The organism is Thermostichus sp. MS-CIW-25, from assembly GCF_054060015.1.
Genome location: NZ_JBSSCS010000005.1, coordinates 96,913 through 115,048, shown reverse-complemented (window position 1 = coordinate 115,048; position 18,136 = coordinate 96,913). Strand labels below are relative to the sequence as shown.

15 protein-coding genes are annotated in these 18,136 nt (G+C 57.6%); 5 read left to right on the top strand and 10 right to left on the bottom strand.

Annotated elements, in window-relative coordinates; genetic code table 11:
* Both ACVWZ1_RS03610 and ACVWZ1_RS03605 read left to right on the top strand, forming a co-directional pair.
* Nucleotides 1-387, top strand: a 387-nt coding sequence (locus ACVWZ1_RS03610; RefSeq protein WP_457502537.1) for a DegT/DnrJ/EryC1/StrS family aminotransferase, incomplete at its 5' end; no start/stop codon positions are given.
* 264 nt (nucleotides 388-651) lie between these two features.
* On the top strand, nucleotides 652-1,695 hold the full coding sequence (locus tag ACVWZ1_RS03605; protein ID WP_457502536.1) for a DUF58 domain-containing protein: 1,044 nt from the start codon (nucleotides 652-654) through the stop codon (nucleotides 1,693-1,695).
* Nucleotides 1,696-1,798: 103 nt separating this feature from the next.
* Here ACVWZ1_RS03605 and ACVWZ1_RS03600 read toward each other — a convergent pair whose 3' ends face one another.
* The 3 genes from ACVWZ1_RS03600 to ACVWZ1_RS03590 all read right to left on the bottom strand — a co-directional run bounded on the left by ACVWZ1_RS03600 (nucleotide 1,799) and on the right by ACVWZ1_RS03590 (nucleotide 4,489).
* The gene (locus ACVWZ1_RS03600) at nucleotides 1,799-2,758 is read right to left on the bottom strand and encodes a patatin-like phospholipase family protein (protein WP_457502535.1); all 960 of its coding nucleotides are present in this window, start codon (nucleotides 2,756-2,758) and stop codon (nucleotides 1,799-1,801) included.
* A gap of 64 nt (nucleotides 2,759-2,822) precedes the next feature.
* Nucleotides 2,823-3,461, bottom strand: a complete 639-nt coding sequence (locus ACVWZ1_RS03595) for a histidine phosphatase family protein (RefSeq protein ID WP_011432118.1) — start codon at nucleotides 3,459-3,461, stop codon at nucleotides 2,823-2,825.
* 59 nt (nucleotides 3,462-3,520) lie between these two features.
* Nucleotides 3,521-4,489 (bottom strand): NAD(+) kinase, encoded by a 969-nt coding sequence (locus tag ACVWZ1_RS03590; protein WP_457502546.1) that lies wholly within the window; start codon nucleotides 4,487-4,489, stop codon nucleotides 3,521-3,523.
* Between the two features lie 409 nt (nucleotides 4,490-4,898).
* On the opposite strand from ACVWZ1_RS03590, the gene ACVWZ1_RS03585 reads away from it, so the two are divergent.
* On the top strand, nucleotides 4,899-7,124 hold the full coding sequence (locus ACVWZ1_RS03585) for a serine/threonine protein kinase (protein WP_457502534.1): 2,226 nt from the start codon (nucleotides 4,899-4,901) through the stop codon (nucleotides 7,122-7,124).
* Here the strand turns inward: ACVWZ1_RS03585 and ACVWZ1_RS03580 are convergent.
* The 3 genes from ACVWZ1_RS03580 to crtH form a co-directional block, all read right to left on the bottom strand.
* Entirely contained in the window at nucleotides 7,121-7,450 is a 330-nt protein-coding gene (locus ACVWZ1_RS03580) for a hypothetical protein (RefSeq protein ID WP_457502533.1), read from the bottom strand. The two genes, ACVWZ1_RS03585 and ACVWZ1_RS03580, sit on opposite strands and share 4 nt — an antisense overlap.
* A gap of 628 nt (nucleotides 7,451-8,078) precedes the next feature.
* Nucleotides 8,079-10,052, bottom strand: coding sequence for an O-linked N-acetylglucosamine transferase, SPINDLY family protein (locus tag ACVWZ1_RS03575; RefSeq protein ID WP_457502532.1), 1,974 nt, complete (start codon nucleotides 10,050-10,052; stop codon nucleotides 8,079-8,081).
* 264 nt (nucleotides 10,053-10,316) lie between these two features.
* Nucleotides 10,317-11,873, bottom strand: a complete 1,557-nt coding sequence (gene crtH / locus ACVWZ1_RS03570) for a carotenoid isomerase (protein WP_457502545.1) — start codon at nucleotides 11,871-11,873, stop codon at nucleotides 10,317-10,319.
* 213 nt (nucleotides 11,874-12,086) lie between these two features.
* Here crtH and ACVWZ1_RS03565 point away from each other — a divergent pair, with 213 nt between their 5' ends.
* Nucleotides 12,087-13,106 carry an aromatic ring-hydroxylating dioxygenase subunit alpha gene (locus ACVWZ1_RS03565; protein WP_457502531.1) on the top strand — a complete coding sequence of 340 codons (1,020 nt, stop codon included), beginning with the start codon at nucleotides 12,087-12,089 and terminating at the stop codon, nucleotides 13,104-13,106.
* Here ACVWZ1_RS03565 and ACVWZ1_RS03560 read toward each other — a convergent pair.
* The gene (locus ACVWZ1_RS03560) at nucleotides 13,089-14,039 is read right to left on the bottom strand and encodes an ABC transporter permease (RefSeq protein ID WP_414342559.1); all 951 of its coding nucleotides are present in this window, start codon (nucleotides 14,037-14,039) and stop codon (nucleotides 13,089-13,091) included. The genes ACVWZ1_RS03565 and ACVWZ1_RS03560 overlap by 18 nt on opposite strands.
* Nucleotides 14,033-15,163, bottom strand: a complete 1,131-nt coding sequence (locus ACVWZ1_RS03555) for an ABC transporter ATP-binding protein (RefSeq protein WP_238376942.1) — start codon at nucleotides 15,161-15,163, stop codon at nucleotides 14,033-14,035. The genes ACVWZ1_RS03560 and ACVWZ1_RS03555 overlap by 7 nt, the downstream gene beginning before the upstream one ends.
* Before the next feature lie 288 nt (nucleotides 15,164-15,451).
* Between ACVWZ1_RS03555 and ACVWZ1_RS03550 the strand changes: the two genes are divergently transcribed.
* Nucleotides 15,452-16,417, top strand: coding sequence for an acetamidase/formamidase family protein (locus ACVWZ1_RS03550; RefSeq protein WP_457490156.1), 966 nt, complete (start codon nucleotides 15,452-15,454; stop codon nucleotides 16,415-16,417).
* A 44-nt stretch (nucleotides 16,418-16,461) separates the two neighbouring features.
* On the opposite strand, the gene ACVWZ1_RS03545 is transcribed toward ACVWZ1_RS03550, so the two are convergent.
* Nucleotides 16,462-17,325, bottom strand: coding sequence for a PD-(D/E)XK nuclease family protein (locus ACVWZ1_RS03545; RefSeq protein WP_414417217.1), 864 nt, complete (start codon nucleotides 17,323-17,325; stop codon nucleotides 16,462-16,464).
* Between the two features lie 238 nt (nucleotides 17,326-17,563).
* A complete protein-coding gene (locus ACVWZ1_RS03540; RefSeq protein WP_414331790.1) occupies nucleotides 17,564-18,103 on the bottom strand; it encodes a hypothetical protein in 540 nt (179 codons plus the stop codon).
* Nucleotides 18,104-18,136: the final 33 nt, after the last annotated feature.

Genomic DNA, 18,136 nt, shown 5'->3' with positions numbered 1-18,136 from the left:
CGGCAGGGGATTGCGGAGTGTTACCACCGCTTGCTGCAAGGGATCCCGGGCTTGATGTTGCCCCAGGTGGGGGTGGGGGGGAACTCGGTGTGGCATCAGTACACGGTGCGGGTGGTGGGTTCTGAGGCGACGGATGGGCGGCGGCGGGACTATTTGCAGCAGGGTCTGAAGGAGCGGGGCATTGGCAGTCGGGTTTACTATCCTCTGCCGTTGCCGCTGCAGCCGGTGTACCGAGGGCTGGGCTACAGGCGGGGGGATCTGCCCAATGCCGAGCTATGTGCGGCTCAGGTGTTGTCTTTGCCGTGTTTTCCTGAGTTGACCACCTGTCAACAAGAGCGGGTGGCTGCGGCCATTGCTGAAATCCTCTCAGAAAAAACCTGCCCGTAGCACTGGTTATGGTGATTTCAAATTACACTGAAGCAGCTTGTAGATTCCAGACCTCTTTCTCCTTTGGAGAGGGACCGGGGATGAAGGAGTGATGAGGGGACTGCGGTGTTGTGGAAACTAAGCCGAAAACTAGTTCCATTACTGCTTCAACGGACGGGAAGCCTGGGGATCTTCTCCTCAGAGCAGAAATCAGGGCGCCAGGTTCGTTTTCTGCGCCGCTTCCGCTTTACCCGTATTGGGGGGCGGTTTGTCGGGATCGCCCTGTTGGTAAGTATTGCTGCTTTCAACACCGGCAACAATCCCCTGTATTTGTTGCTGGGAATGCTGCTCAGCCTTATTCTCATCAGTGGTACCCTCTCTGATCTCACCCTCAAAGATCTGGAGGTCAGCCGGCAGTTGCCTAGCCGCATTTTCGCCGGCCAGCCTGTCTTAGTGGGTCTCACGCTGGTCAATCGCAAACGGCGCCTGCCCAGCTTCTCGTTGCAGGTGAGCGAACGCATTGAGGGGCTGAGGCGGGAAGATTGGCCTTCCAGCTATGTTTTGCGGGTGGATCCCGGTGCCAAGGTGGACACTTTTTACCAGCATACTTTTTCAAGGCGGGGAGTCTGGCAGTTGCAGGGTTTTGAAGTTGCCACCAGCTTCCCATTTGAACTCTTCCGCAAGGCGGTGGCAATTAGGGATCCCCAAACGGTGATCGTGTTTCCGCGGCTCGCCCCGGTTCAAGGATTGGCGCTGTGGGATCAGCTCAGCAGCGGCAACCAATTGCGCCCCCAACCCGGTCGAGAGGGAGACTACCTGAGCTTACGGCCCTACCGACCCCAGGACGATGTGCGCTCTGTCCATTGGAAGATCTCGGCCAAACGGGATCAACTAATCGTGCGGGAGTTGGAGCGTCCACGAGCCCAGGCCATCACCCTCTGTTTTGAAAATCGCTGGCAGCCCCAGAAAGAGAGGCCCGAGATCCATCGAGACAAGTTGGAGCGAGCTGTAGAGCGCTGTGCCGGGATCCTCTTCTACTTGATGCGAGAAGGTTACCCGGTAGCACTTGTTACGTTACAAGAGCGGACTCCTTTTGGGTCAGACCTGGCCCATCAAGATCACCTGCTGACCGTGTTGGCACGACTTACTTTTGTCGGGGATCCCCAGCTCAGCCCTCCACTGGAAAGAGAACCTGATCCCTCTGTCAAGTTTGACCTCACCCCTCAAGATCGCTGTGTGCTGCTGGCCCATCCCGACCAGGATGGAAAATCTGCCCCGGCCCATCTCATCCACACGGGATCGCTGTTGCAATTTATCCCAATTGAGTGAGCTTCAGGCCCATTTTGATAGCAGGATCCATCTGAGATTGTTTGGAAAGCTTGGGCGCAGATCCTTGCAAAGCTTTAGGTTAAACTGCTGAAGAAGTGGTGGTTCACTGCTCCAACTTTTGTCGCAATTCTGGAATGGCCCGCCGCATTTGTCGATAGCCCTCCTGAATAATCGGATCTGCTTGATGAAAATCGAAGATCCCATACTGGCTCAGCTTGGGTTGTAAGAGCAAATCCGGCGGATGTTCGGCTAAAACACTGCGGGTAACGATTTGCTCCATCACGTTCAACGTCTTGCCAATAACGTCGAAAATATTGGGACCAGAGGGCTCATCTGGAAACCATTGGCTAATTTTTTCTTGGATCCCTTGTTGTAGGGATTGATAGCGTTTGCGAATGCGGGTGATGAAGTTGGTTTCTTCTTCGATCACTTCTCCTTCAGCATTCAAGCGCTGTCGCCGTTGAAGGGTTTCTTCCACCTCTGTTTCTTCCAGTTGCGACTCCACATCCGCAGGATCCACATGGTTGAGATTGACCGCGATGACAACATCGGCCCCCATCTCCCGCACCACCCGCACTGGCACCGGGTTGACAATGCCCCCATCTCCGAGATAGCGCCCTTCGTAGTAAAAGGGTGTAAAGATCCCTGGGATAGAGATGCTGGCCCGCACGGCATCTGCCATTTTGCCCGAGCGCAACAGCACCTCCTGGCCTGTGATCAAGTCGGTAGCCACACAGCAAAAGGGGATCCCGGCCTCTTCAATACACAGCTCTTGCAAATGTTCTGTCAGCAGCTCATAAATTTTGTTGCCATCCAGCAGGCCACAGGTGGGAAAGACCACATCAAACAAAGACAGGATCATCTTCCAGTTGAGATCTCGCACAAAGTCTTCCAGCTCATCCAGTTCTCCCGCTGCATAAATGGCTCCCACAAAAGCGCCAATGCTCGTCCCAGCAATGTAGTCAACGGAGATCCCAGCCCGCTCTAGAGCTCGAATCACACCAATATGAGCCCATCCCCTCGCTCCGCCGCTGCCCAGTGCTAATCCCAGTTTTTTGCCCATGATTGCTCCCTCAAAAAGAGACCCAAAAGACCTCAAGAATCCTAAACCTTGCTCCCTCTAACAATTAGGTACCTGCCCTTTCCCGCAGATCGGAAGGCAGATAACTGCGTTCCCCTAAGATTTCCAGAAGGGGGCCATAGCGGTCGAACTTGACCACGCTGACCGAGGCGGCCAAAACCTCAATGCGATCCCGGTAGCGGCCCAGGTCAATGCCCAGCAGGCTGCAGAGAATAACCCGAATGGTGGCCTTGTGGGAGACGATCAAGACGTGGCCGCCTGTCCATTTTTCCTGGATCTCGGCCACAACCGGCATAGCCCGATTGGCAATTTGCACGGCGGTTTCGCCCCCCGGAGGGGCGTTCCAGGCTGGCTCGGTCATCCAGCGCCAATAGGCTTCTGGGTAGGCTTCTTGCGCCTCAGCGTGGGTTTTGCCCTCCCACTCGCCGTAGTGAATTTCTCTTAGGCCCTCTCGAATCTGCATCTCCAAGCCAACTTTCTCGGCCAGGGGGCTTAGGGTAGCCAAGGCGCGCCGCATTGGGCTGACGTAGAGAGCTTGCCAAGGGATCCCAGCATAGGCTGCGGCAAAGGCTTCTGCCATTTGTTTGCCTTCGGGGGTGAGGTCGGGATCGAGAGCGCCGCAAAAGCTGCCGGAACGGCTGTAGGGAGTTTCTCCGTGTCTAAGGAGGTAAAGTCTCAGGCTCATGGGAAATATGCTTATGGGAGCGAACTTTGCCACTCTAGCTGCCCAACTTTAAGCTCTCCTTATCCCCCCTCGGGGCGGTGGTTGGTGGTGGGGATGTAGATGCGGCTGCCCGCCCACTGCAATTTTTCCCGCAGAGTGCGAAAGTAGGAGAGCTCTTTTTCCAGGATCATCAGCTTGGCCGGTGTAGGCGCTTGCTGAATGTGAACCCACTGGCCGGGATTCACCGACTGAGCCAACACGCCATCTGTCCACAAGCGGGTCAACCCTTCGGGATCGGCAAGAGGCCAAATGTCCACCCTGGCTGTGCCGCTGATGACAATAGGACGGCTAGACAAACTCAGGGGACAAATAGGGGTGATGATGATGGCGTCGAGGGTGGGCTCGAGGATGGGGCCATTGGCTGCCAGAGTGTAAGAGGTGGATCCCGTCGGTGTGGCCACCAGCACGCCATCCCCGTGGTACTGATCCAAAATCTCTCCGTTGACCTCGATCTCCATGATCGCGGCAGGCAGCCGTTCTCGGTTGATTGGCTTCAGGCAGATCTCATTGAGGGCATAGTAGACTTCGCTGGCCGGACGGCCTTGCGACTTTCCCTCTCCACGGGCGGCCAAGGGATCCCCTTGCCCCAACTGCGGCTGTTCCCAAATCTGGGCTTGCAACATCATGCGGGCTTGCAAGAAAAAATCCCCTGCCTGAATGCGATCCCAGGGATCCTGCTGCAATACCCGCTCCGACTGGGCCAAAAACCCCAGCCTACCCCCCGCTTGGATCGGCAAAATCGGGATCCCATGGGGGGATAGGTATCGTGCCGCCGCCAACACCGAGCCATCTCCCCCCAGCACCACTGCCAGATCGATGGGATCGGAGGTGGCCTCCAAAAAGACTGGGTAGGGGTTGTGGTGCAAGCCGGTGGGAGCTGTCAACACCGTAACACCGCGCCGGCGCAACTGCTCCGCACACCTCTGGCAGGCGGCTTTGCTCTCCCGATCCCCCTCTTTGTAGGCAATCACCACCAAGCCCAAGTCCATGGTCAACCTCATCAAGGGATCCCTGTCGATTGTCCCCTTCTTCAGACTGGGGATTGCTCAGGATAATCCAGACTATCCCCCCAAAGTTAACCAGAAAATGTTCTCTTGGACGGTGAAACCGATCACCGCAGCTCTCCCTTGAGCGTCACTGCCCCCGCCAGAGCTTTCTTCTACAACTTTTAAGTAACAGTTAAGTAAATCTGAGAAGTCACCTTGAAGATTAAGTAACAGTTAAGTAAATCTGAGAAGTCACCTTGAAGAATCAACTGAAAACCTCGCCATTTCCAACAGATGGCCCCAATCCGGATCCCTGAGTTCAGCCACCAGCGTAGGCTGGTGCAGACCTCAGCAATTCGGTTTATGGTATGGACATTCCCCCTGCAATTCCTCTTCTCCAAGCTGCAAACCCATGACCGCAGATCTCACCAACCGCATTTTGGGCAACCGCTACCAGCTGATTCAAGAAATTGGTAGCGGTGGTATGGGATCCGTCTTCCGCGCCTTAGACTTACACAACAACGGCCAAGAGGTAGCTGTCAAGATCTTATATGCCCCCATGCTGCTGAGCCGGGGCGACTTCCAGACAGACTTGCGCCGTCGCTTTGCCGAAGAGATCCGCGTTAGCACCCTTCTGGGGCAGCATCCTCGCATCGTCAAGGTTTTGGATCACGGCCAAGAGGGGGAGCAGGCCTACTTGGTGATGGAGTACCTCAAGGGGCAGGATCTGGGCAAGCTGATCCGAGAAAAAGGGGCTTTGCCGGTTCGACAAGCCGTTCGACTAGCCTTGCAGGCCTGTGAGGGGCTGCACTTTGCCCACACGTTTCAGGCCAAGGTAGAGGGTCGCGAGATTCGAGGCGTTATCCACCGCGACATCAAACCCAGCAACCTCTTCATCGAGCAAGTTTTTCAAAACGGCAAGCTCATCCCCCAACTGAAAATCCTCGACTTTGGCGTGGCCAAAACCCTGGCGGATCACACCCTCAGCCTGGGCACCCAAAAAGGGGGAGGATTTATCGGCACAGCTCGCTACGCCTCTCCCGAACAGATACGGGGCAAAGCCTTGGATGCCCGCTCGGATATCTACTCCTTTGGGGTAGTGCTCTACGAGATGCTGACGGGATCCATGCCCTTTCAGCTGGAAACCGACTCCCTGCACAGCTGGATCCACGCCCATTGCTACGAAAGCCCAATCGAGATCAACCCGAAGGCAGCCCCCCAGCCGATCCCACCCCCTTTAGCAGCCGTGGTGATGGATTGCCTGAAAAAAAACCCAGACGAACGACCGCAAACGATGCGGGAGCTGGGGGAACGACTGCTGCAAGCCTATGACCTGACGGCAACCACCCAACTCTCTAGTGGCCAAGCCAGCACTGTGATCCTGCCCACCGGCAGTGCCAAGCCTCAACAGGATGCTCCACCCTCTTCTGAGTCCAAGCCACCGATCCAAGCCACCCGCAATACAGGATCAGCTTCTGGAGCCTTTGAAGATATCCGCGATGAGGATCTGGATCTCATCGAAGATGAGCCGGTCTCTCCCCCCTCCCCAGGTGCAGGGATCCCCTATTACATCACCGAGCGGGAACCCTCCTCAGCAGAAGCTTCGCCGGAAACACCGGATCCCTCTCCCCAAAGTGGGGGCGAAACTCCCAAAACGCCCTCCACAGTGATCCCAGCCAGCAACGCTCTCCCGACCGTTCAGGATCCCCCCGTCGCTCGCCCTGCCACGCCGGCACGAACCGATACTCCCCGCACTCGCCCTCTGCGGCAAGCTGCCCCCCAAACGGTTCTGCAACCTTCCGACAGCAACCTGAAGTGGGTTTTGGCCGGGGGATCCCTAGGCGTCATGGCTCTGCTGGCCGCCTTTTTGCTGTGGCCACGCCCAACGATCCGCGATAGCCGGGAAGAACCGGATCCGATCCCTACCGCTGAAGTAACCCCAACACCTACACTCGAACCTGCTCCCACTCCAACGCCGACACCCACCCCGACTCCAGCGCCAACACCCACTCCGACACCGACGCCCACCCCGACGCCGACGCCGACGCCCACCCCGACTCCAGCGCCAACACCCACTCCGACGCCGACGCCCACCCCGACTCCAGCACCAACACCCACTCCGGTGCCAACGCCCACCCCGACGCCGACGCCGACACCCACCCCGACTCCAGCGCCAACACCCACTCCGACACCGACGCTTACCCCTATCCCTCAATTCACCCCGCTTGTCCCTCGTACTCCTACCCCCACCCCGACTCCATCCCCCACTCCCACTGCCACACCTGCCCCGGCAACGCCAACACCTGCGGCAGAGCTGGCCCTCAGCGGCGAGTGGCTTTACGAGGGAGGATCTTTTATCTGGCAGGGATCCCTGTGCAAGGTCAATGTTGCGGCTGGCGTCCAGGAAACCGTCTCCATTCGTCAGGAGGGCAACCAGATCAGCGTTTCCTCCCCCAGCTTTTCTGAGCGCAGCGGCCAGCTTATCGGCAGCCAACTTTCTGTTAGCGGCAGGATAGGGGGTAGCGGTACCCCAACCGTTGCTTGGAGTGGCACGGTCAGCCCTGACGGGCGCGTGATTCGCGGCAGAGCCACCTGTGGCAGCGCTGACTTTGCCATCAAGCTCACCCGCCAGAGCTAGAGGCCGACACCCCCCCCTCGGTCTCCGCCACCGCCGTTTTCTCTATCCTCCGGTTTCTGTTGCCGTTGAGGCGGTGGAGGAGGAGCAGCAAAGCTTTCGCTCACAACTTCGATGGTGTAAGGGCCTCGCCCAGGGCTACCCGGCCCAGCCGTTGGAGAGGCATTTTGCGCCCAGTAGCTTTCCACCAAGAGCAGGTAGCAGCGGTCTTGCCGTACTGGGATCGTCAGCTCGGAGGTGGTGAAATCACCAGGCTTTGCGTCATCGTTGATGAAGAAGAATTCCGGATCAGTCTCCCTGTTGACATCAAGACCAAAGATGACCAGCACAGGGTCGAAGACTGGACTAGTTAGGCGGATAGTAACTCCTGTAACATTGGCTGCAGAAGGAAAGTAAAGGAATCCATCGACATAAAAGGTAAACGTGCCAGGGGGAGGTGGAACTTCCCGGGCATTTATGACATTGTCCCTCTCATCGAAGTAGATCTCCAAGTCGCTATTTGGCCCCAAGGTTCCACTGCGCCTATCCCCCTGTCGGCGCAGACCAATCGATGCAAAAAGGCCTGGACTGAAGGCTTGTTCGCAGACGTTCACCAGAGGCGGTATTGTACTCCCTCCACTTCCTCCACAGCCTGCCAAAACCGCAGCTGAGGCCAAAAGGCCCAAGAAAACCCTCTGCAGGGATCCCTGCGGAGCTCTAGAAGCATTCGATGCTGGCCCTGGCATAAGCACTCCTCCGGACACCGGATGTCAATGTTCCTCTAGATTACGATGCTCTGAGCAATTCTCAGCAAAATGCAGATCACTGACAGGATTTTCCCACGTTTAGGCTTGCACCGGCCTGGGGGGGCTGTTCCGCTGTTGACCTCGAGAAGGGAGCTTCAAGGGCGTAGTGGGGCCGTTGAGCCAATTTTGTCCTCAGGAAGGGATCCAGAGCAAAACCCTTTTTCGCGGTGGGCTAATCACGACCAGCGTCGGGCTTCTTGGTGAGGGTGAGAAAGAAATGAGCTAGGGCTGCCACACATTCTCGATCTTCAAAGAGTAGGTCGCGTCGCTGCCGAACCTCCTCAGCCATGTGGTAGCGAAACTCAGAATCGGATCCCAGTTTTACGGCCAAATCCTCATAGCTTTTCAGATCCGAGGCAATTAAGCTGTCCAGCTCCATTCTTTTGAGAATGGCATAGGTATGCCGCCCCCGCATCAGCTTTCCAGGGCAAGTGATCACAGGCAATCCGACCGCAACGGCCTCTAAGGTGGTGATCCCACCTGACCAGCCATAGGAATCTAACATAAGATCGGCACAGCGGTTGAGATCCAAGTAGTCTTGATAATCCAATCCGGGCAGGATCAGGCAGTGGTCTTCTACATTGAGGCCATACAAAGAAAAAGCCCGGGTGAGCCGTTCCCGAAATTGTCGGGCAATAGCAGCATTGGGTAGAGTCAAAAAAACAAATTGAGCGTTGGGCACTCGTTGGGCAATAGCGGCAAAAAGATAGTCGTATTGGGGCAGATATTTACCCAAGTATTGACAAGTTAGGTAAACCACTGCATCTTCACGCAGGCCGAAATCCTCTCGATAGCGCTTTTGCTGAGGCAAAACCGGCTTTTCGAAGCAAGTGCCCAAATGAGGTAAACGAATCAGGGTTTCACTATAATGTTCTTGAGCATCCTCTGGCTCCATTAAATCGCTGGAGAGGAAATAGTCAATCGTAGAAAGTCCAGAAGTTATAGGATGAGCCCAAGTGGAGCACTGTATCGGTGCCAGTCGCAGGGAAGCCAGTTGCAGAATGAGAGGCGAAAGGCCGATCTCCAAATACACCAAAATATCTAGCTGATCCTGCAGGATTTGTCGGGCTGCATCCTCGAGGCTGCTGGGAATGTGCCTAAACACATCGGCGTATTGACGATACCGGTCTGTCATGAAGTCGGTTCTGGGATCCAAGTGATAGGCGAAGACTTGAAACTTTCGCTCCGAGTTAGCCTGTCCATCAGCCCAATTGGCGTTCAGGTACTTAACCCAACCCAGAGATAAGCGACTGTAAGAGCAAGCTCGCATGGAAGCTGAGGCAAACCCAACTCGGAGGGGATCCCCTGGTTGGGATTGGCAAGGAAGATATCTCCAATCGGGATAACAGGCGTTGACTATGCGTTGAACAAACTGGGCATATTTTTTCTGCAAATCCAGGTCGTTGTAGCCTTGGTACTGTAGGTAGTGATTGGTTCCCAGTCCTGACGCCCACAGCGCTCTGCGACGTTGCTCCTCCGTTTCTAGGGGAGTTTCCTCAATAAGACAATCCAGATGCTCGATAAAGCGAGCACGAAAGGAGTTGAGTTCTTCCTCGCTCCGATAGACTGCTGGCAGATACAGATGATAAAACCAACGAGCCTGTTCTAACTGGGGATCCAAAGCCATTGCTTTCTCCAGGTGATCCAACGCAACAGCGTGTTCTCCTTGATCTCGACAGGCGATGGCCAGATTCAGATGCACCTGCGCCAAAGGGATCCCTGTCTGTTCATCCGAGTTTTCCAGTAGAGGATTGAGTAGGGCAATGGCTTCTTCGCTACGTCGCAGGTTAACTAAGATTTTTCCAGCTTGAAAGGCAGATCCAGCAGCGTGTGGATTCAGTTTCAGGCTTTGCTGATAACAGGATAGCGCTTCCTCCAGTTGACCCAAAGACTCATAGACGACACCCAAATTGTGGTGATACAGAGCCACTTCGGGATGTTGCTCAATGGCTTCTGCAATGAGAGCCGCTGCCAATTCCGAGTCTCCTCTGGCTTGAGCTACCGTTCCCAACAGGTGAAGGGCATCTGCATGCTCAGGAAAATCCGCCAAGATTTCGGAGTAAATGGCCTCTGCTTGCCGCAGATCTCCTGCCTGCTGAGCTCGGATCCCGGCCAGAAGTTTGTCTGTAGGTGTCAAGTCCGACATCCGCTACAAAGTGGCTAGAAATTCCCCAGATTTCTCTGCCCAGTATAGTCATTTCAAGTGGATACAAACATCCCCCAAGCTCCACCATTAGCCCTTTTCCCAGAGGAAGAGGGGAGTTGGGGATCAACGGAACAACAGTTTCACTGCTATTGGGAATGCCCCCCGTTGTGTTGCTTCTGAGTTGTTGATGTTTGGATGTCTATGTCGGCATTTCGAGGACTTGTAACTCGCTTTTCCAAACCGGTAAGCGAGGAGAAGGGCAACCTAACTCAAATCCGCTGCCACCCGGTGGGCGCAGGCAAAGCCGGAGAAGGCAACGGCATTGAGCCCTTGGCCGGGGAATGTGCTATCCCCCACGCAGTATAGGTTGGGGATGGCGGTGCGATTGAAAGGCATGCCCAGCAAGCCCCAGGGATCCCGGCTGGGGATGGGCCCATAGGTGCCGTTGCTGCGGCTCAAGAAGCGGCGGTGGGTGCGGGGGGTGCCTATCTCTCTGAGCTCAATGTGGGATCCCAGTTGAGGCCAAAGGGCCTCCAGGCGGCGGATGAGGCGGTCGGCGGCTTGCTGTTTTTGGATCTGGTACTGGCTTGGGTTCAACCCTTGCCAGGTGGACATCCAACTGGGGGTAAAGGCATGAACAATGTGGCGGCCCGGGGGAGCCAGGTCGGGATCCAACAGGGTGGGGATGGAGACAAAAAGGGTGCCCTGCTCAGCCTCCATCTGATCCCAATCTTCCAGGAGAATGTGGTGACAATAGCGTTCGCCGGACAGGGCCTCGGCCCGCACCCCCAGGTGCAAGCTCAAGAAGCTGGGGGATTGTTGGTAGCGTTTTTGCCACTGCCGCTCCGCCGTGGGCAGGGATCCCGGCCATAGGCGCTCAAAGGTGTCCCAGCGGGTGGCATTGGAGATGATTGTGCGGGCAAAGAGCTTTTCCCCGCTGGCCAGTTCTACGCCCACCGCCCGACCTCTTTCTTCTAGGATCCGCCGCACGGACGCTTTGTAGCGGATCTGCCCGCCATGGGCCTCTAGTCCCTGGGCCAACTTTTGGGCGATCTGCCCCACCCCCCCTTTGGGATAGTTAATACCGCCGTAGTGTCGGTCACAAAACACCATCCCGGCATTGATGATGGGCGTGCGATCCGCCGGCACCACCGACCAGCAGTAGCACTCCATGTCCACAAAGCGCAGCAAATCCGGATCCCGCAGACAGCGCCGCGCCACCTGGCCCACATTCACCGGCAAATAGCGCGCCAAGGTCAGGCAGCCGAGGGGATTGCCCACAAAAGACCGAAACAGATAGCCCCACTCCTCCAGCGAGAGCAGCTCCATGGCATTGAGGCTGTTGAAGATGGGCCACAGGCTGTCGTAGAACCGGCGAATGCCGGCGGCTTCCTGGGGAAAGTAGCCGGATAGCTCCTGCAAAAACTGCCCGTAATCCCGGTGTACCCGTGGATTGAGCCCCTTGGGCAGGTGGTAGGCAATCTGCACCGGATCGGGGATAGAGTCTATGGACTGGCCCACCGCTGCCAAAGCCCGTGTCAGCAAGTTAGTGGTGCCTTGGGTGCCCAATCCAAAGATCATGGAAGCGCCCACGTCAAAGCGGTAGATCCCGTTGCCTAAGGGATCCGGACGCTCAAAATAGCCGGCACTGCCCCCTGGAATGAGGTATTTTTCCAGCACCAGCACACGGTATCCTTTGGCAGCCAACTGGCTGGCCGCGACCAATCCCCCGATCCCCGCACCGATGACGATGGCATCCCAAGCAGGGGAAGGGGTGTACAGAGCCTGCAAGAGGGTCTGAGAAGGCAAAGTTGAGGTCAAGGGATCCCTCTGGAAACTCAAACGCAAGACCGATACCTTCACCCTACCAGAGGTTCCCAGGTTTCCCCACAAGGTCGGGATCCCCTGGGAGTGGGTTTGCTGGGATCTGCAAGATCCCCAGTATCCCAATATAGAGAGTGTGGCGCGGGCTACGGAACCGAATTCACGAATTTGCTATACAGAATCCGGCCACACGACACAGATGGTTTTGCCATGTTGGTGACCCAGCATCCTGTCTTTCGGCGCTTTTGGTACCCGGTGATGCCCCTCAGCCTATTGGAGCAGGGATCCCCGCAACCTTTCGAGCTGCTGGGAGAGAGGATCGTCCTTTGGCTGGACAAAGCCGGACAGCCCCAGGCAGCCGCAGATCGCTGCTGTCATCGGTCGGCGCAATTGTCCAAGGGAATCGTCTGTGATGACCATATCCGCTGCCCCTACCATGGCTGGGAGTTTGATGGCACGGGAGCCTGTGTCAAGGTGCCGCAACTGCCGGATCAGGCCCGCATCCCAGAGAGCTACCGCATTCCCGCCTATCTCTGCCAGGCCCGCTATGGCTATGCTTGGGTGTGCTTGCATCCCCAGCCTCTACGGGGGATCCCGGTCATCCCAGAAGCCGAGGATCCCAGTTACCGGCTCATCCACGAGTTCTACGAACGCTGGGAATGTGCCAGCTTGCGCATCTGCGAGAACGAGTTCGATGCCGCCCACATCAGCTTTGTACACCAGAACACCTTTGGCAGTATGGAAGACTTGGTACCCAGCCACTTCGAGGTCGAGGAGCTGGACTACGGGATCCGCACCCGCACAGTGCTCGGTGTAGCCAACCCAGAGCTGCAACAGCGCAACCTGGGCATTGCTGCCGCCAAAACCGAGCGCACCACCACTTCCACCTGGCATTTGCCCTTCACCAACCACCTTCACATCCGCTACCCCAATGGCCGCAGCCATGTCATCGTCAACATCCCCACCCCCATCAACGACCGAGCCTCCCAAGTGGTGCAGTTTTGTTTGCGCAACGACACCGAAGCCGATACCCCAGCCGCCGAGGTTATCCGCTTTGACCGGGCTGTAACTTTGGAAGACAAAGCCATTTTGGAGACCACGGATCCCGACGTGCCCCTCACCCTCAGTAGCGAACAGCACATGCTCACCGATAAGCCCGGGATCCTGATGCGCAAGCAATTGGCGGCTCTGCTCAAAGCCCACAGCAGCTCCTCAAACCAGATTTTCTAGGCTGCGGGTGCCAGCGTAGCGGCTGTAGGCGTAGATCAACCCCAGGGTGAGGCCGGTAACCAAAAAGCTGAGGGCCGCCCCGAAAGGGTAGTCCAGGCTAGAGCCAAACTGCAACTGAATCACATTCCCAATCAACAGCGTTTTGCTGCCCCCCAACAGATCCGGCACCACGAACATGCCGAAAGCCGGGATCCCCACCAGAATGAGGCCCGCCGCCAGTCCAGGCAAGGTCTGGGGCAGAAGCACCCACCAAAAGACCTGCCAACCCTTGGCATAGAGATCCCGTGCCGCTTCCGCCAGCCGCCAATCGATGCGCTCCACCGCCGTGTACAGGGGCAAGACCATGTAGGGCAAAAACGTATAGACCATGCCCAGGTAAACCGCCAGCCAACTGGGATACAGAGCCGTTTGCGGCGGGATCCAGCCCAGCCAGGCCGCCAAGCGAGCCGGCCACCCTTCCGGGGCCAGCACCACCATCCAGGCATAGGTGCGGATCACCAGGTTCGTCCAAAAGGGCACCACCACCAAGGTGAGCAACAGATCCCGTTGTCGGGGTGGGTGGGCGGCAATGAAGAAAGCCAATGGGTAGGCCAGCAGCACGCAAAAAAAGGTGGTTACCCCCGCCACCAGCAGGCTGCGGCCCAAGATCTGCCAGTAGATGGGCGTCCATCCCAAGGGGCCAAAGCCGAGAATGCGCAGATAGTTCTCCAGGGTCAGGGGCAGTTGAATCTGGCCAAACTCCCCGCGGCTGAGAAAGCTGCACACCAACAGCAACAGCCCCGGCAGCACCAGAAAAAACATCACCCACAGCACCCCTGGCCCAGCAAAAATTAGGCTGCGCCCCAACTCCTGCCAAGGGGTGAGCAGCTCCCCAAATCGCACCTGGGCTTGGCCAGGGATCCACTTGCCCACAGGAGATGGCAGCTTCAACATCCAGTCTCCTCCTGACGGGGATCCGGTCGCAAACGGATTAGGCTTTTCGGGGGTAGGTGGGCCACCAGCGCTGCGCCGATCTCAAACCCTGCATCCTCAATATCGGTGTTGAGGGCCGTGGCCTTGAGCTGCTGACCTTGGTTTGTCCGCAACAGGTATTGGTTCTCAGCCCCAGTGTAGATGAGGTTTTCCACCCGCACCGGCACCTGGTTGGGCAGCAGATCCCAGCCGCTGCGAGAGAGCTGGATCTTTTCCGGGCGAATAGCCAATTGCACCGGTTCCGAGCTGGCCGGGATCCCCAAGACCTTCAGCTTTCCCAAGGGCGTATCCACACAGTCCGTCCCACAGGCGATCCCCTCGATCAGGTTGCTGGCCCCTAAAAAGTCGGCTACGAAGGCCGTCGCCGGGCGCTCGTACACCTCATCGATAAGGCCCACTTGCTCAATGCGCCCCGCCCGCATCACCGCCACCCGGTCGCTGGTCACCAAAGCCTCTTCTTGGTCGTGGGTAACGAAAATAAAGGTCATGCCCAGGCGGCGCTGCAACTCGCACAACTGCACCTGAAGCTGCTTGCGCAACTTGGCATCCAACGCCGACAGCGGCTCATCCAACAAGAGCACTTCCGGCTCGTTCACCAAAGCCCGAGCCAAGGCCACCCGCTGCTGCTGTCCCCCCGACAGCTCATGGGGCTTCCGCTTGGCCAGAGCTGCAATCTCCACCAATTCCATAGCAGCCGCTACCCGCTTGCGCAGAGCTTCTCCCCGCACACCCCGCATGCGCAGGCCGAAGGCGATGTTGTCCTCCACCGTCATAAAAGGGAAAAGGGCATAGCTCTGAAACACCGTGTTGACGTTGCGCTTGTGGGCGGGCAGGTGGCCTACCGGGCGACCTCGAATCACCACTTCCCCAGCATCGGCCATCTCCAGGCCGGCCAGGATGCGCAGCAGGGTGGTCTTGCCGCAGCCGGAAGGGCCCAGCAGGCCGAAAAACTCCCCCCGCCGGATGTTCAGCTCAATGCCATTGAGGGCCACAAAATCGCCAAAACGCTTGTAGAGGCCCGCCACTTCTACATCCCAGTCGGGATCCCGGACGGTGGAAGTACTGGAGATGACACTCGCGATCACAGTTGACAGCGCTGACAAACCTATCGAACTCAGTATGCAAGTCTCCGAGAAAATTGCAGTTATCCTCCACACCAGGGGCACCAGTTCCACGCTCAGCCCTGCAAACGGGGATCCCTGCCCACAGCCCTTCAAGATAGCAAGTCAAGATAGCAAATGTGGGGAACATTGTCGCCACGCCACCCCTGGGCAAACAGTAGCCAGAGATACCGGCTTGAGGAACAGTCTAATTCAGGATTGGAGGGGATTTTTCTTTAGATTGAATGGGTCTTTTGCAAGGGATCCCTGGCCGTGCCCGTTCACACCCTCAAAGCCACTCCCCATACCGTCCACTTGGGCGGCTTTTCTTCCCAACTGCCCCCGGCCTTGTATGTGCAATCGGGCGATGTGGTGCAGGTGGAAACCTACTCGGGGTTCGCCCACTACGGCAAAGCGCCGGACCGTTTCTTCACGCCCGAATTCCTCGAAATTTGCCAAACCTTGCCTGCCGAGCGCCGAGTGGGGCCGGGCCCCCATCTGTTGACCGGGCCGATCTACGTTGAGGGAGCTGAACCTGGAGATGTGCTGGAAGTGCGCTTGCAAGCGATCACCCCCCGCTTGCCCATCGGTTTCAATGCCATCCGTCCCGGATGGGGGGCTTTGCCCGGAGAATTTGATCAGCCGCGACTGCGCTTCATCGACCTAGATATAGACCAGGGGGTAGCGGAATTTCCTCCCGGCAGCGGCATCCGCGTCCCCATTCGCCCCTTCTTTGGCATCTTGGGGGTGGCGACCGAGGAAACCAGCCGCAGCTCTATCCCCCCCGGCAACTATGGTGGCAACATCGACAACCGCCAATTGCAGGCGGGATCCCGAGTTTTTTTGCCGGTCTTTGTGCCCGGTGCCCTTTTTTCGGTGGGGGATGGCCACTCGGCTCAAGGGGACGGAGAAGTTGATGTAACGGCCATTGAAACTTCCATGAATGGCACTTTGCAGTTGATCCTGCGCAAAGATCTGCCGCTCGAGGCACCGCTGGCGGAAACCCCGACCGATTTCATTACCATGGGCTTTGCCGAGGATCTGGATGCGGCCTTTGAGCTTGCCCTAAGGCGGATGATCGATTTTCTGCATCGGTTTGTCGGCATTGGGCGAGAGGAAGCCTATGTGCTTTGCAGCATTGCTGTCCACTTCCACATCACGCAGGTGGTGAACAGCCCCATGAAAGGTGTGCATGGGTTGCTGCCAAAACAGATCCTGCCCCGCCCTACCCTGATCTAATCGGATCTAATCGCGTCAGCGGGGCGGAGTCCTTACTGCTCCCATTACTGCTCCCAATAAGTATCGGCGATGGGATCCGCAGGTGTCGCGGGCTCCTGCATTGGCCAGACCCAATCCGTGAGGTCTTGAGAGGGGATCCCTTCCGGTAGCAGCCCATGGCAGCGGGAGCGAAACAGACAACTGTTGCAGCGCTCAGTGTGGGGGGTCATGGGAAAGTCTTGCGCCTCCAGTTGCCGCAGGTGGTTCAGAGTGGCTCTTAGGTGGGCCAGGTCTTGCTCATAGGCGGCGGCGCTGTAATACCGGTGGAAGGGCTGCTGCGGATGTTGCACATACCAAAAGGTCAGTTGCACCTGCTCCGGCTCAAAAGGGCCTTCCAGGGGCAGCTGCTGGGCCACCTCGCAGAGCAGCAGAGGGTAAAGGCGCACCTGCCAGTCTTGGGCCAACTGTTCATCGCGAGGACGTTGACGCTCAGTTTTCCAGTCCAGGATGTGCAGGGATCCGGGGATAATCACCAGCCGATCCAAACGGGCTATCAGCTTAAAGCCCTCAATCCGTTGCCACAGGGGCAACTCCGCCAACACCCGTCCCTGGGGATGGGCATGGGAGCTGGCCAAGAACACCTGCCACCACTGCTGCACCCCTTCATCCAGGGCAGACAGACGCGGCTCCACCTGCCGCCCGCGGCTGTGCCACTCCACCAAACGGTGAAACTGCCGTCCGCGCCTCTGCTCCAGCTCGTGCTCAAAAACACTGGCAGCGGGCCAGATCAACCGCTCCAGGTACACATAGCGAAACAGGCGGGGGCAATGGTCCAGCAAGGCCAGCGAAGAGGCGGAGAGGTTGACCTGCTCAAGACTCAACCTCTCCAGAGAAGGGGCAGCAGGGATCCCAGACAAAGTGCTCCGCACCGCTGTCGCGAAGGGGAAGAGCTGGCAAGAGGGGGCTAAGTTCCACTGCTCTTAGGATACCCCCACCGCCACCAGGGGTCGCCCAGCGGAGGAGCTCATTTCCAACCTGCTCCAAATTTCCATCCTGCTGCTCCGCAACGCTTGCGCAGAAGGGCGTGGGCGGGATCTGGACTGCAACCGCCCGCTGGAGCTGGGATCCCTGTCGGGATGGCTAGACCCGGAACCGTCTGTGGTTGCGCTAGGTTCCCACCGGACTTGCCCAGACCCAGATGGCGACCATCCCATCCCAGAGCAACAGAAGCAGAGCAAAACATCCTAGGAGCCCGTACATCCAAGGCTGAACGTAGGGGCGCAGCCCGCCAATCTCCAGTTGAGCGTGCCGTCGAATCTCAGCCAACAGCTGCTTGAACCTGGTCACCCGCATCGGCAAAAGTACGCGATCCCCCCCTCGGCTGACCAAGTAATACACCATACCACCCTGGCTGGTGGAGCGGGGCTCAATGCGCTCGATATCGGCCCACCGGATCTGCCACTCCTGCCGCACAAAAGGCGGCACCCAACTGGGGTAGGTGGCCTGCATGCCCTCTTCGTCCAACTGAATCTGCTGGCTCAGGGATCCCAGGACTACCCCCCATCCCAGCAGCAGAGCAATCCAAAGGGATCCCAGCTCAAGAGGTGTTGCCTGTTGCCGAGCCAGCAGGATGGGTAGGGGCAGAACCAGTCCCCAGTACAGAGCCTGCACAGCGCAACGAATTAAGGGAGAGATGGGGAAGGTCATCGTCGGCAAGATGAGGCTGGCTTTATCAAACTT